The following is a 14,848-nucleotide window of genomic DNA, read 5'->3' as shown; positions in this document are numbered from 1 at the left end:
GCTGTTCGAGCGTCTCGGCGTGCACATCACCGCCGGGACGCTCGAACGTGCTCTGACGCACCGCTCGTTCGCCTATGAGCAGGGCGGGCTGCCCACCAACGAGCGCCTCGAGTTCCTCGGGGACTCGGTGCTGGGCTACGTGGTCACCGACCACATCTTCACGGTGTACCCGGACCTGGCCGAGGGCGACCTCGCGCGCCGCCGGGCCGCCGTCGTGTCCACGCGTGCCCTGGCGAAGGTGGCGCGCCGGATCGGCATCGGCCCGTTCGTCCGCCTGGGCACGGGGGAGCGCCGCACCGGCGGGGCGGACAAGGACTCGATCCTCGCCGACACCCTCGAGGCGCTCATCGGCGCCGTCTACGTGGACCACGGTGCCGTGGCCGCGGCCGCACTCGTGCACCGCCACGTGGTGCCGCTGCTGGACGAGCCGGACCTGCTGCGCGAGAGCACCGACTGGAAGACGGTCGTGGCCGAGGCCGCCAGCCGGCACGGTCTCGGCGCCGTCCGCTACGCGATCGAGGGTCAGGGCCCCGCGCACGACCCCCGCTACCGGGCCACCCTCGTCGTCGGCGAGCGCGAGTACGGCTCCGCCGTCGCCAGCTCCAAGAAGCAGGCCGAGCGGGACGCCGCGGCCGCCTCCTGGCCCGCCCTCGAGGCGGGCCTGCCGGCCGCGGGGCGCTGAGCCCGTGCCGGAGCTGCCCGAGGCCGAGGTCGTCCGGCGCGGCCTGGCCCGGTGGGCCACGGACGCCGTCGCCGCGGAGCTCGAGGTCCTCGACCCCCGCTCGCTGCGTCGCAGCCCCGGCGGTGCGGACGCCCTCCGGGAGCGGCTGCGCGGCGCCCAGCTGGCCGAGCCGGCTCGCCGCGGCAAGTTCCTCTGGCTGCCCCTGGCCGAGGGCGACGACGCCGTCGTCGTGCACCTGGGGATGAGCGGGCAGATCCTTGTGGACGAACCGGGGGCCGCCGACCAGCGACACCTGCGCCTGCGCCTGCCCGTCACCGCGGCGGACGGCTCCGCCCGCGAGCTGCGGTTCGTGGACCAGCGGATCTTCGGCGGCTGGTGGCTCGACGCGCTGCGGCCCGACGACGCCGCCGGGGGCGAGCGGATCCCCACCACGGCCGCCCACATCGCCCTGGACCCGCTGCACCCGCTGTTCGACCCCGTGGCCGTGCACGCGCGCCTGACGCGCCGCCGCTCCACCCTCAAGCGCGCGCTGCTGGACCAGTCGCTGGTCTCCGGGATCGGCAACATCTACGCAGACGAGGCCCTCTGGGGCGCCCGCCTGCACCCCGAGCGCCCGACCGAGCGCATGCGACGGGCTGACACGCTGCGCCTCCTGGCGGCCGTCCAGGACGTGATGCGCCGGGCCCTGGAGGTGGGGGGCACGAGCTTCGACGCGCTCTACGTCAACGTGGACGGGCGATCGGGCTACTTCGCCCGCTCCCTGGCGGCCTACGGGCGGACCGGGCAGCCGTGTCGCCGCTGCGCCGCCGAGGGGATTGACTCCCGCATCGTCCGCGAGCCGTTCATGAACCGTGCGAGCCATCTGTGCCCGCGCTGCCAGCCCAGGCCGCGCCGTCGCCGGGCATCGACCGCCGACGCCTGATGAGGCGTCCGTAGACTGGGCTGACCCCGACCTCGAGCAGGAGACCCGAGTGAGCCATCCCCCGGCCGCGTCCTGGACGCCCGAGCCCCTGCCGCGCCCCGAGTCCCCGCGCGACGACGCCCCGCCGGTCGCGCGGCGCCGCCGGCGCTGGCCGTGGGTGGTCGGCGTGCTCGCCGTCCTGCTGGCGGCGCTGCTCGGTCTGGGCGCCTGGTACGCGGGCTCGCTCGGGCGCACCTTCGACGACCACCGGCAGACGGTGGACGTGGGGGCGCTCGAGCAGGCGGCCGGGGACGGCCCGCTGAACGTGCTCGTCCTGGGCTCCGACTCCCGTGAGGGCGAGGGCGAGCAGGACATGGGCCAGCGCTCGGACACCATGATGCTCGTGCACATCCCCGCGGACCGTCGCCAGGTCTACGTCATGTCCGTGCTGCGGGATTCGTGGGTCACCGTGCCCGGCCACGGCGAGGCGAAGATCAACTCGGCCTTCGACAGGGGCGGCTACGCGCTCGCCGTGGACACGGTGGAGCTGCTGCTGGGAGTGCCGATCCACCACGTCCTCGAGGTCGACTTCCAGGGGTTCCGGGGCGTGACGAACGCGCTGGGCGGCGTCGAGGTCTGCAACCCGCAGGCCTTCTCCTCCGGTCAGGCCAACCCCTCGTACTACCCGCGCGGGCACATCCTGCTGCAGGACACGGCCGCCCTGCGCTACGTGCGCGAACGGCACGCCTTCGACGACGGCGACGTCACCCGGGTGAAGAACCAGCAGCGCTACCTGGCCGGGGCGATGGACCGCTTCCTCAGCCCGCAGATCCTGGGCAACCCCGCCCGCACCACCGAGGTCGTCGCCACGTTCTCCGACCACCTCGGTGTGGACGAGGGGCTCACGTCCGGCGTCATCGCCTCGCTCGCGTGGCAGCTGCGCGACGTCCGCGGCGAGGACGTCGAGATGTTCACGGTGCCTCGCAAGGGCTTCGCCGAGGGGCCGAACGGCGACGCCATCGTCGAGCTCGACGAGGACAAGCTGGCGGACCTGCGCTCCGCCCTCGCCGACGACGACGTCCAGCGCTATGTCGACGAGCACGAGCCCAAGAAGGAGAAGAAGGCCCAGGCCGCCGGCGGGCCCGCCCCCGTGCTGACCCTGCTGACCGGCACCACGCCCGCACCCGCCCTCGGGGAGGACCCCTGTGACGACTGAGCCGCGCCGCCCCCGCCTCCTGCTGGTCTCCCACTCCTACCGGCCCGAGCGCACCCCGCCCGCGCGTCGCTGGGGCGCGGTCGTGGCGGCGCTGCGGTCGGCGGGCTGGGACGTCGACGTCGTCGCGCCCGGGGGCGTGCGCCGCTTCGCCGGGCCCGACGGCGAACGCGTCCTGCCCACGCCTCGCCTGCCCCTGGGGGAGGCCGGTCGCAACGGTCGCTTCGCCGAGGCGGTGGTGCACGCCCTGCTCGCCATCCCCCGCGGGATGGCCACCCGACGCCCGGACGTGGTGGTGGCCACCGTGCCCGCCCTGCCCGTGGTGGTGCCCGGCGTCGTGCTCTCCCGCCTCTGGCGCCGTCCCCTCGTGCTGGAGATGCGCGACGCCTGGCCGGATCTCGCCCACGAGGCCGGGGTCCACCAGGGCCTGCTGGGCGCCGCGATGGAGCGCGTCGTGACCGGCGGCCAGCGCGCGGCCCGACTCGTGGTGACCGTCACGGACGGCTTCGCGGAGACGCTGCGCGGGCGCGGGGTCGAGCGTGCCGAGACCTTGTGCAACGGCGTCGAACTCGCAGGCCTGGCGTGGGCACCTGCTCGGAGGCGCGAGCCCGGGGACCTGCACGTCCTCTACCTCGGCAACATGGGTGAGAGCCAGGGGCTCGAACGGCTCATGGAGGCGGCGGCCGAACTCCGCCAGAGCCGGCCAGGGGTGCGGGTCCGGCTCGTCGGCGCCGGCACTCGGCGCGGCGAGCTCGAGGCGCGTAACGCGGAGCTCGGCTCCCCGGCCGAGATCCTTCCTGCCTGCTACGGCGAGGATGCGGCGGCCCAGTACGCCTGGGCGGACACACTCGTCGTGGCGCTGCGGCCCGACTGGCCCAGCTTCCGCCACACGGTGCCGTCGAAGACCTACGAGGTGCTCGCCGTCGGCCGGCACGTCACCGGGATGGTCACCGGCGAGGCGGCCCGCACCCTCGAGGACGCCGGGGGAGCCGACGTCATCGGCCCACGGGTAGCTGACCTCGTCGCGCATCTGACCGCGCTCGCCGACGATCCGGCTCGCACTGACGTGGGGGAGGGCGGCCGCCCGTGGGTCCGACGGCACGCGGACCTGCCGAGCGTCGCCCGGCGTTACGTCCGGCTGCTGGGGCAGCTCGTCCCCGACTACAGGAGACACGCATGACCTCCATCCTCCTCGATTCCGTCCGCGCACTCGGCCACGCGCCACTCGTCCTGCGGACGGTGGTCGACCACCTGCGGGACGACCCGGCGGTCCTGGGCCTGCAGATCAGCCGTCGCCTGCCGCTCGCGGCACGCGTGGGCCTGGGGCGCCTGGCAGAGTCCCTGCCCGCACGCCCCGGCGTGGTCTTAGGCGCCGTGGGTCTCGCGGCCGCCGGCCGGCACGTGGACCTCCTCGAGCACGTCGAGACGGTCCTGCCGTCCGCCGGCGCGCCAGATCGGGTGCGACTGGCGGACGTGCTCACGGCCGCGCAGGAGCCTGACCGGGCCCAAGCCGTCCTCGACGCCGTGCCCGTCGACACGCCGGGCTTGGCCGCCGCAAGGGCCCGCGTGGCCTGGCACCGCGGTGACGTCGAGGCGGCCATCTCCCTGCTCGGCGGCACCGGCCGGGACGGTGTCGTGCGAGCCCGGCTCGCCTCCGAGGTGCGTGCTCTGCGCGGGGGCGCCCTGCCGTTGCCGCGGGCAGACCGGGACCGGGCCGTTGGATATCGGCCCCGCCCGGGCTCGGCACTGTTCGTCCTGACCAACTCCCTGCCGCACACCGGTTCCGGATACGCGCAACGCAGCCACAGCCTCGCGTGCGCGCTGCGGGACGAGGGCTGGCACGTAGAGGCCGTCACCCGGCTCGGTTGGCCGGTCCAGACCGGCGTGCTCACCGCCGCCCGACGCGACATGGTGGACGGCATCGTGTACCACCGCCTCCTGCCCTCGAGCCTGGCCCGGGGATTCGACGGACGGCTGGCTCAGCACGCGCGGATGCTCCTCGATCTGGTCCTCGAGCGCCGCCCGGCGGTCCTGCACACCACCACCCACTGGGTCAACGCCGTGGTGACCCGCGCGGTCGCGGAGGCCGTGGGCGTCCCGTGGGTGTACGAGGTGCGCGGGCAGCTGGCGGACACCTGGGCCTCGACGCGCGGACCCGAGGCGCTGCGCTCCGAGCGCTACGCCCTGTTCACGGCCCGCGAGGACGACGCCGTGCGTTCTGCCGACGGCGTCGTGACGCTCGGTGAGCAGATGGCCCGCCGCATCGCCGCGGCCGGCATGGACCGGGACGCCGTCGTGCTCAGCCCTAACGGGGTGGGGGGCGCCTTCCTGGAGGAGCCCGCCCCACGCGAGGATGCTCGCCGCCGTCTCGGGCTGTCCATGGACGACGAGATCGTCGGCACCGTCTCCTCCGTGGTGCCGTACGAGGGACTCGACGACCTTGTGCGTGCCGTCGCCGCGCTCGTCGACGAGAGGCCGCGCCTGCGGCTGGCCGTGGTGGGGGACGGCGTTGCCCTGCCGGCCCTCCGCCGGCTTGCGGCCGACCTGGGGATCGAGGATCGGCTGCTCGCGCCGGGACGGGTGGACCGTTCCCTGGCTCCCGTGTGGCACCAGGCCCTCGACGTCTTCTGCGTGCCTCGCAAGGACACGGGCGTGACCCGGGCGGTGACGCCCATGAAGCCGCTGGAGGCCATGGCCACGTCCCGGCCCGTCCTCGTCTCGGACCTGCCTGCGCTGAGCGAGATCGTCGAGGACGGCGTGACCGGACGGGTGCTGCCGGCCGAGGAACCGGAGGTGTGGGCCGCCGCCCTGGCGGCGCTACTCGACGACCCCGCCGCGGCCCGCGGCCTCGGAGCCAGGGCGCGGGAGTGGGTGCTCGGGCATCGGACCTGGGCGGCGAACGCCCGGCGCTATGACGCCCTCTACCGGCGCCTGGGCGTGACGGCGCCGTCTGCCTGAACTAATCCCTATACTCGACAGAGCATCACGGGGAGTCCGGCCCGCGCCGGATTCTGCCCTTGCCACCGCTTAGACGAACGAGGACCTCTAGATGACGACGCAGATCAAGGACGTGGCTGTGATCGGCCTGGGCTACATCGGGCTGCCGACAGCTGCCATCCTGGCGGAGAACGGCGTGCGTGTGCACGGCGTGGACGTCAGCCAGCGCACCGTGGACGCGGTCAACGCGGGCACCGTGCCCTTCGTGGAGCCGGACCTGGCGGACTTCGTGGAGCGCAACGTCAAGGCCGGTCGCCTGTCCGCGTCCATGAAGACGCCGCAGGCCGACGCGTACATCGTCGCGGTCCCGACGCCCTTCAAGGACGGCCATTCGCCGGACCTCGGCTACATCGAGGCTGCGGCCCGCGGTCTCGCCCCGCAGCTGCGCGGCGGCGAACTCGTGATCCTCGAGTCCACCTCGCCCCCCGGCGCCACCGAGCACATGGCCGCCGTCATCCGCGAGGCACGGCCGGACCTGGACGGCGCCACCCTGGACTTTGCCCACTGCCCGGAGCGTGTGCTTCCCGGCCGCGTCATGGTGGAGTTGGTGACCAACGACCGGATCGTGGGCGGCTCCACCCCGCGCGCCGCGCAGCGCGCCAAGGCGCTCTACGAGACGTTCTGCGAGGGTCAGATCCTCCTGACCGACACTCGCACGGCCGAAATGGCCAAGCTCGTGGAGAACTCATTCCGCGACGTGAACATCGCCTTCGCGAACGAGCTGTCCTTGATCTGCTCCGACCTGGGGATCGACGTGTGGGAGCTCATCGAGCTTGCCAACCACCACCCCCGTGTCAACATCCTCCAGCCGGGCCCCGGCGTGGGCGGCCACTGCATCGCCGTGGATCCGTGGTTCATCGTCGACGCCGCACCGCAGACGGCCCGCATCATCCGTGCGGCCCGCGAGATCAACGACGGCAAGCCGAAGTGGGTGATCGACCAGGCCAAGGCCGCCGCGTTCGACGTGCTGCAGGCCACCGGCCGCACCCCCGTGGTGGCAGCCCTCGGCCTGGCCTTCAAGCCGAACATCGACGACCTGCGTGAGTCCCCGGCGCTGAACATCGCTGTGGAGCTGGCAGACCAGTTCTCCGCCTCGACGGTCCTGGTGGCGGAGCCCCACGTGGACGAGCTGCCCGACAGGCTGCAGGGCAAGGAGAACGTCGAATTCGTGTCCGCCGAGGAGGCCATCGAGCGCGCGGACGTGATCCTCCTGCTTGTGGACCACGATGCCTTCGCGGGCCTCGCGTCCGCGGCCGAGGGCAAGCACGTGATCGACACCCGCGGACAGTGGCGCTGACCGGACCGTGCACGCCTGCCACTCTCCCAGGATCACCGTCCGGACGACGACGCACGCACGCACCCTGATGAGCACCCCGTCTGAGGTGCGACAGCCCAAGGAGACATCTGTGCGACAGCCCGACGAGATCGCCCTGTGGACCAACCGGACCGCGGGGGTGAAGGTCCGATACGTGACGCGCACGTCATGGGTACGGGGCGTACAGCCTCGCCAGGTCACCGCCACGCCCCGTCCTTCGGGCGAAGGGAGTGCCGCACACGCGGGTGAGGACGAGCCGGGGGTCCGCCCCGTTCCCGCAGCGGGTGCGGCGCGCCGCCTGAAGGTACTCAACTCGGGCCGTGCGGCAGAGATCCGTCGGCGGATCTACCACGCACGTCGCGCAGCCGCGCGGGCAGGGAGGAACAAGGCCCTGGGTGCCCGACGCCGTCTTCGTAGGTGGTGGGCACTGTCGGACGCGACGCGCGGGCGCGTGCTGCGAGGCGCCGCGCCGGGGGGAGCGCAGGGCGCTCGCGCGAGCAGAGTCGCAGATCGAGCGGAGGTCGTGGGTCGCACACTGTCGGAGTGCCGCGAACACTGGGCGGAGAGGAAAAGCCCGACGTCGCTCCATGCCCTCGTGGCTGCGCTCTACGCCGACGGGCAGCTTCTGGAGCCCCACCGCCTCCTGGTCGAGCATCCTCAACTGGCGGAGCAGTTCACCCCGGGGCAGATGTACCTGGCCCGCAATGTGTCCGAGCAGGCCCGTATGTTGAATTCTCCTCCCCGTGTGCCGGCGCGTTCATTGGGCTACGCCCAGCGCTCGGAGAAGGGCCGGGTGCTCTACTGCGCCCATGGCGTACATCCGTATCAGTCGAACGGCTACGCGATCCGCACCCGAGGCATCGTGGGAGGGATGCGGGCCGCGGGTCATGACGTGGTCGTGGCTGCGCGACCGGGCTTCCCCTGGGATGCGAAGGCGGTGCGAAGCGCTAAGCGAAAGCACTCGTTCGTGGAGAGCGTGGACGGCATAGAGCACGTCTTCTCCTTTGGGCCCTCGCTGCGTCGTCAGCCGCTCCAGTCCTACTTGGAGAGTGCCGTTGACTCCTATCTCCGGGTCATCGCGCGGAATCGGCCGTCCCACGTCCACGCGGCGTCGAACCACATCACTGCCCTGCCGGCCCTGATCGCCGCCCGCCTTACGGGACTGCCCTTCACCTATGAGGTGCGCGGGTTTTGGGAGTACGCGCTGGCACCCGGTGAAGAAGGACTGCAGGAACGCGGGGAGCTCGCGGCGGCCCTCGAGGACCTGGTCATGTCGGAGGCGGACCATGTCTTCGTCCTCACGTCCGAGATGCGCGAGGAACTCGCGGGTCGAGGTGTCGCGCTCGAGCGCATGACCGTCACGCCCAACGGCGTCGACCCGTCTCAGTTCCAGCCCCTCCCCGCCGTCGGAGACCTTCATCGGTCCCTCGCCACCGAGCCGGACAGGACTGTCATCGGCTACCTCGGCTCCATGGTCGCCTACGAGGGCCTCGAGGACCTGGTGGAAGCGTGCCTTCTCCTTGCGGAGGAGCGATCTGACTTCGAGCTCGTGCTGGCTGGGGACGGTCCCGTCCTCCCTCGCATCACGGATATCCTCGAGGAGCGGGGGGAGAAGCTGTCGTACCGCCTCCTCGGTCGGATCGACGCCAACAAGATTCCAGTCCTCATGAATGGGGTGGACATCGTCGCATGTCCCCGCACTCCGACGCGAGTCACTCGACTCGTGAGCCCGCTCAAGCCGCTCGAGGCACTGGCCGCCGGTGTCCCGGTCGTCCTGTCGGACCTGCCCGTCCTGCGTAGTCTCGCGGAGGAGTGCGGAGGTGCCCAGCTCTTCCCCGCCGGGGACGTGCGAGCTCTTGCCGCGACCCTGGAATCGCTCATCGAGGATCCGGAACGGCGCGCGGACCTCGGACGTGCGGGGCGGTCTTGGGTGATGGACCGCAGGCGGTGGAGCGTCCTCGGCGCCGATTTGGGCGGCGGCATCCTCGCTGCGGCAGAACGCCGCGCAGTGGACCACCCCGCCGGATCGCGCACTGTCGGATCCCTCCGCGTGGCCGTCATTGCAGACACCTTCACGACGTCGTCCCTCAATCTCGCGGTCGATGTCGTGACCCTCGACCGCCACCGCTGGCCGGAGCAGATGGGTGAGGGCCCGATCGACGCACTCTTTGTCGAGTCGGCGTGGTCGGGTAATGACGGCCAATGGGCGAGAGGGGTCGGACACTACAGCGACGAGGAATCCTCCGCCCTGCGCGCCCTGCTCGCGCATTGCCGGGAATGGAGCATCCCCACGGTGTTCTGGAACAAGGAGGATCCGGTCCACTTCGCCCGCTTCATCGAGAACGCGCGTCTGTTCGACCTGGTCCTCACCACGGACAATCGTTCGATCCCCCGGTATCAGGAGCAGATGGAGCAAGCCGATGCCCAGGTGGGCAGCATGCCGTTCTTCGCGCAGCCGGAGCTGCACCATCCCGTCACGGATGGACCGGCGGTCACGGATCGCCCGGTCATGTACGCCGGCTCGTACTACGGCAACCGCTACAAGGACCGTTCCGAGGTGCTCCGGATGCTGCTGAGTGCCGCGCAGCCCCATGGGGTGACGATCTTCGACCGCCAAGCTGACATCGCCGACTCGCCTTACCGGTTCCCGGATGAACTCGCTCCCTTCGTCGAAGGCGGGCTGCCTTATTCGGAGATGATCGATGCCTACCGTCGCTACCCCCTCCACATCAATGTCAACTCCGTCACCGAATCGGAGACGATGTTCTCCCGCAGGGTCGTGGAGATCGGTTGTGTCGGTGGCGCGGTAGCCTCGGGCCCCTCAGCCGCGCTCAACCACATGTTCCGGGGCCTAGTGCCGACCCTCGGTCGAATCTCCACCGCCTCCGCCGCGATGGACGCGCTCCTGGCAGACGCCGAGCTGCGCAACCTGCAGGGATGGAACCTGCGGCGATTCGTCCGGCGGAGCCACACGCTGGAACATCGGCTCCTCGTCCTCTTCCGGCGGCTGGGCCTGGACGTGTGCCCGTCGACTCGTCCGGACGTGGTGGTGAACTTGACCGGCTCCGCGGCGTCGGCTGACTGGCAGGGGTTGCTCTCCCAGACGAGTCCTCCCGCTGCCGTTCGGGCCGCGGGTGTCGCACAGGAGATCAGGTCCGCTCTGCAGGACGTGGGGATTCGCCTCCTGTCACCGGAGGACCTGGACGACACGAGTGTGTCGGCGATTACGGCCACCTGGAGCGGCGTGCCGCTCGACCGAGTTGTCCTGGAAGACCTCATGGACGTCCTCATGGACTCCGGGTGCAGCGAGGCCGTGCTGGACTCGTCGCCGATCCATGACCTCTCCACTCCGCTGGCCATGGTGTCCGACGAAGTTCCGGCCGCCCAGGACGCCGTCATGGCCGTGGCGCGCGGTGACGGGGACGGGCGGAGTGTCGTTGTCCGGCGTGGTCTTCTGGAGGAGGCCGCCACCCACGCACCCTCCGTCCCCGCCGCTGATGAGCAGACTTTGCCCGGGGGTGCCCGCCGCGTGGTCGTCGCCGGTCACGACTTGAAGTTCGCGGGGGAGATCATCGATCGCCTCCGTGCTGACGGACACGACGTACGCATTGACCAGTGGTCCTCGCACCAGGAGCATGACGAGGATCTCAGTCACGAGTTGGTCACGTGGGCTGACGTCGTCCTGTGCGAGTGGGGGCTGGGCAACGCGGCGTGGTACTCGCAGCACAAGCGCGACGACCAGGCCCTGATCGTCCGGGTGCACTCCCAGGAGCTCTTCCGGTCGTACTTCTCACGCATGGCGTTGGCGAATGTCGACCGGTTCGTGTTCGTCGCCCCGCACATCATGGATGCAGCGAAACGCTTCCGTGGAGTGGCGGGCCGTCCGGCCGAGGTCATCCCAAACATCGTCCGGCCCGCCGGCACGTTCCGAGGACATGCCCAGCGACAGTTCGTCCTCGGGATGGTCGGGATCGTGCCCCGAGGCAAGCGATTCGATCGCGCGGTGGAGCTGCTCGCCCTTCTGCGGGCGCATGACGACCGCTACGTGCTGCGCGTGAAGGGGCGGCAGCCCGAGGACTATCCGTGGATGGCGGCGCGTCCAGAGGAGATGCGGTACTACGAGGACCTGCGTCGACGGCTTGAGGAGGACCCCGTGCTTCGAGGTGCGGTGCACCTGGACGGCTTCAGCTCGGAACGGGAGGAGCTCGAGCGCTGGTATGGATCCATCGGCGTCGCGCTATCTGTCTCCGACTTCGAGTCGTTTCACTTTACCGTCGTCGACGGCGCGATGAACGGTGCGGTGCCTCGGGTGCTGACATGGCCCGGAGCTGACCGCCTCTTCCCAGCTGAGTGGCTGAGTTCGAACCTGGACGAGATGCGAGACTCCATCCTGGCGCTCCGAGACCAGGAGGAATACGACGTTGCGGCTCGGGCTGCCCGCGCTGAAACCGAGGAGCGATTCTCGGGTCGAGCGAGCCTCGACCGCTGGTCGGAGATCATTTGCGAGGCGTGACACCCCACCGGAGGTGGCTGACCTCTCTCCACGTGCGGCCAGCGCAGTGAAGGTGTGGCCACAGTCGTACGCATGCGACGAGGTCGCCTCTGGACCTCGGAGGGCTGGGTGAGGCGGGGAAGCAGCCTGCTTCGTCCGCCCCAACGCGGGGAAGGACATTCTTGGGTGCTGACTAAGGGCTTTGCCCTTCTGATCTAGCCCACGAGGCCTCGCACCGCCTGCTGGCACTTGAGAGCGCGGGGATCTGAGGCTCGGGTCGTCTACAGTCATCGCGAAGCCGATCAATACCCTATGCGATTGTTTCTGTGCCGCCAGGAGCGGCCCATGAGGAGCCCCATGACGCAAACAGCATCACCGACCCCGCTGGCCCCTGGACTCGGGCTGCACCGCTTTCGGGGGGACATCCAGGGGCTCCGGGCGGTCGCGGTGCTCGTCGTGCTCATCTTCCACGCGGGCGTCACAGCGGTTCCGGGCGGATTCGTGGGCGTGGACGTCTTCTTCGTCATCTCCGGGTTCCTCATCACGGGGTTACTCCTGAAGGAGGTCGACCGGACAGGTCGGCTCGACCTGGTCGAGTTCTACACCAGGCGAGTGCGGCGCATTCTGCCGGTGGCGCTGATCGTTATCATCATGACGCTCGCCGTCGGGCTGGCCGTCTACCCCTCTTCTGAGTGGCGCCGATTGGGCTCGGCGTCCGTCGCAGCCGTCTTCAGCGTCGTGAACTGGTTCTTCGCTGGGGAGAGCACCGACTACTTCGCGCAGGAGGAGGCTCCCAGCCCACTCCAGCACTACTGGTCCCTCGCGGTGGAGGAGCAGTATTACCTCGTCTGGCCGCTCCTGATCGCAATGGTCACGGTGGGGCTCGCGGGGTTGCGCTCCCGCGGAGGCGCCGTCCGCTCTCGTTCGGCCTCGGACTCGGTTGCGGCAGCGCGTCGGGTCGTGGTGCTGGCCGTTGGCGTGGGCGCCGTGTCGCTGGTGCACTCCGTGATGTTCTCCGCCTCGGATCCGGGCGCCGCCTACTTCGTGACGACGACGCGGGTTTGGGAACTCGCAGTCGGCGCAGGCCTGGCCGCGGCCCTCGTCATCATGCCTGTCATTCCGTCCCGCGTCCGCGGAACGCTGGGGTGGATCGGTCTGGGGATGATCGCTGCGTCGCTCGTCGTGATCACCGGGCAGACGCCGTACCCCGGGTCGGCTGCCCTTCTTCCGGTCGTCGGCTCTGCCCTGGTCATCCTTGCCGGAGCCCACGAGGACGGATCGACACGCTGGCACCCCGCGCGGCTGCTGGCCACACGACCCATGCAGTGGGTCGGGGACCTCTCCTACTCCTTGTACTTGGTCCACTGGCCCCTCCTCACCATGGCGGCGTGGCGGGCACCCGAGGGCAGACTGTCGTTGGCGGCCGGCCTCGGCCTCGCGGCGGCATCAGTGGGACTCGCGTGGCTGTTGCGGCGGTGGCTCGAGGTGCCCGCGATGAAGGGCTCGTTCCTCGCGGGTCGGCGTCAGCCTCTGGCTCGAGGAGTCATTGGAATGGTCGCCACAGCGGCCATGAGCGCAGCTGTTCTGGGAGCTGGAATCACCGCGACGCAGGGAGGGGAAGGCGTTGAAACGCCCGTGGCCGGCGCCGGTTCGGTGCAACGGGGGGTGGACCCCGTCGCCGAGCTGCCCCATGTGTCCCGTGTCGTTCCTGACCCTGCCGTGGCGCCCAAGGACAGGGCGCGTGCCGCGGTCGACGGCTGTCAGCAAAATGATGCCGCTCGTGAGCCGGTCTTCTGCCATTACGGCGACGAGGAGTCGGACACCGTCGTCGTCCTGGCTGGCGACTCGCACGCAGCCCACTGGAGTTCGGCGCTGATACCGGCGGCAGAGAAGAACGGCTGGCATGTCGTCACGGCCCTGAAGAGCGCTTGCCCAGTCACAACTGCGACCGTTGTGCGCACGGGGGACGGTGGTGGGCGGCCGTACAGTGAGTGCGATGCCTGGAACGATGCTCTACCTGAGGCCCTGGGGGCTGTGCAGCCGGACCTGATCCTCGTGTCATCCGCCCGATACGACGTGGCGGGAAGCACCACTGCGGTTGCCGGCCTGGCCGACGCGTGGCAGACGCTCCATGACAGCACCGGGAGCGCCGTCGGCGTTATCCTGGACCCGCCGGGGGCGAAGACCAATGTTCCGAAATGCCTGGAACGACATCCGGACGATTACGGGGCCTGCACGAGTCCGAAGGCTGCGGGGGTGGGCACCTCCGGAACCCCCCATCTCTCCGAGGCATTGGACAGGTCAACGGGAGTGGCCCGAATCGACTTGAACAACTGGATCTGTCCAGGCCCGGTCTGTGCCCCTGTGGTGGGAGGCGCGGTGGTGTACTCCGACTCGAACCATCTGACGGGGACCTTCGGGAAGACCCTCGCTCCTTACCTCGAGGGGCAGGTCCAGAGGCTCTTGCCCTGAGGTCCAAGCGGCGAGGGGACTGGTGCACGTGTAGGTGACAGTCTGACCTGACCTATGGGTCGGTTTCCAGTTGACGTCGCTAGCCGATGGTCTTCATGGAAGGCTCATCCCATGCCCCGCCCGTACCCTCCAGAGTTCCGTGCCCGGGCCATCGCTCTGGTCCGCGAAGGCCGACAGGTCAAGCAGACCGCGCAGGCCCTCGGTATCCACGAGGTCACCCTCCACACCTGGCTCCGACAGGACGACATCGACCACGGCCGCCGGTCTGGACTCAGCAGTCGCGAGTCTGCCGAACTCCGCGCGGCTCGCGGTCGCGTCCGGCAGCTCGAGCAGGAGATCGCGATCCTCCGCCGCGCTGCGACATGGCTCGACGAGGAGGGAGGAGTGGACCCAAAAGGGTGCACCCGGTGATCGACAGACTCGTCGACGCCGGAGCTCCAGTGCACACCTGCTGCTGCCTTCTGGGCGTCTCTCGCCAGGGCTACTACCGCTACCGGAAGCGTCCCATCAGCGCCACCGAGCTCCGCCGACGCTGGCTGACTGGACTGATCCGCGAGATCCACATCGCCTCTCGTGGCACCTACGGCTACCGCCGGATCCACGCAGAGCTCACCATGGGCATGAACATTCCCTGCTCGAGCCGACTCGTCTGGGTCCTCATGACCCGCGCGGGGATCGGAGTGAGCCGCCCCCTTCATTCGGTCCGGACGTTCTGTGAGTCGTCGGTTTCCATTTGATGGGTGCACTGCCGAGCGTACTCGGCTGGGGTTAGGTAG

At 70.3% G+C, this 14,848-nt stretch carries 8 protein-coding genes and 1 pseudogene; all 9 read left to right on the top strand.

Going from position 1 to position 14,848, the window contains the following annotated elements; translation table 11 throughout:
- Positions 1-19: 19 nt before the first annotated feature.
- Complete coding sequence (gene rnc / locus DE149_RS02175; RefSeq protein WP_020621711.1) at positions 20-682, top strand: ribonuclease III; 663 nt, start codon at positions 20-22, stop codon at positions 680-682.
- A gap of 4 nt (positions 683-686) precedes the next feature.
- On the top strand, positions 687-1,604 hold the full coding sequence (mutM, locus tag DE149_RS02170) for a bifunctional DNA-formamidopyrimidine glycosylase/DNA-(apurinic or apyrimidinic site) lyase (protein ID WP_113913879.1): 918 nt from the start codon (positions 687-689) through the stop codon (positions 1,602-1,604).
- A gap of 49 nt (positions 1,605-1,653) precedes the next feature.
- Complete coding sequence (locus tag DE149_RS02165; protein ID WP_113913878.1) at positions 1,654-2,799, top strand: LCP family protein; 1,146 nt, start codon at positions 1,654-1,656, stop codon at positions 2,797-2,799.
- Positions 2,789-3,976 carry a glycosyltransferase family 4 protein gene (locus DE149_RS02160; RefSeq protein ID WP_113913877.1) on the top strand — a complete coding sequence of 396 codons (1,188 nt, stop codon included), beginning with the start codon at positions 2,789-2,791 and terminating at the stop codon, positions 3,974-3,976. Before DE149_RS02165 ends, DE149_RS02160 begins: the two co-directional genes overlap by 11 nt.
- The gene (locus DE149_RS02155) at positions 3,973-5,754 is read left to right on the top strand and encodes a glycosyltransferase (protein ID WP_113913876.1); all 1,782 of its coding nucleotides are present in this window, start codon (positions 3,973-3,975) and stop codon (positions 5,752-5,754) included. The genes DE149_RS02160 and DE149_RS02155 overlap by 4 nt, the downstream gene beginning before the upstream one ends.
- A 91-nt stretch (positions 5,755-5,845) precedes the next feature.
- A complete protein-coding gene (gene wecC / locus DE149_RS02150) occupies positions 5,846-7,090 on the top strand; it encodes a UDP-N-acetyl-D-mannosamine dehydrogenase (RefSeq protein ID WP_113913875.1) in 1,245 nt (414 codons plus the stop codon).
- A 613-nt stretch (positions 7,091-7,703) separates the two neighbouring features.
- Positions 7,704-11,621: a glycosyltransferase gene (locus tag DE149_RS02145; protein ID WP_158530776.1), complete on the top strand. Its 3,918-nt coding sequence runs from the start codon at positions 7,704-7,706 to the stop codon at positions 11,619-11,621.
- A 324-nt stretch (positions 11,622-11,945) separates the two neighbouring features.
- The gene (locus DE149_RS02140) at positions 11,946-14,072 is read left to right on the top strand and encodes an acyltransferase family protein (protein ID WP_158530775.1); all 2,127 of its coding nucleotides are present in this window, start codon (positions 11,946-11,948) and stop codon (positions 14,070-14,072) included.
- A 111-nt stretch (positions 14,073-14,183) separates the two neighbouring features.
- A pseudogene (locus tag DE149_RS02135) lies at positions 14,184-14,752 on the top strand (transposase); the annotation flags it as partial.
- Positions 14,753-14,848: the final 96 nt, after the last annotated feature.

Source organism: Micrococcus sp. KT16, from assembly GCF_003315015.1.
GTDB classification, from domain to species: Bacteria; Actinomycetota; Actinomycetes; order Actinomycetales; family Micrococcaceae; genus Micrococcus; species Micrococcus luteus.
The sequence above is the reverse complement of the archived record's forward strand: the minus strand, read 5'-3'. Positions and strand labels throughout refer to the sequence as shown.

Coding starts and splice junctions, on each gene's coding strand:
- DE149_RS02155 (WP_113913876.1), top strand. CDS start 3,973: ATGACCTCCATCCTCCTCGATTCCGTCCGCGCACTCGGCCACGCGCCA.
- wecC (WP_113913875.1), top strand. CDS start 5,846: ATGACGACGCAGATCAAGGACGTGGCTGTGATCGGCCTGGGCTACATC.
- DE149_RS02140 (WP_158530775.1), top strand. CDS start 11,946: ATGAGGAGCCCCATGACGCAAACAGCATCACCGACCCCGCTGGCCCCT.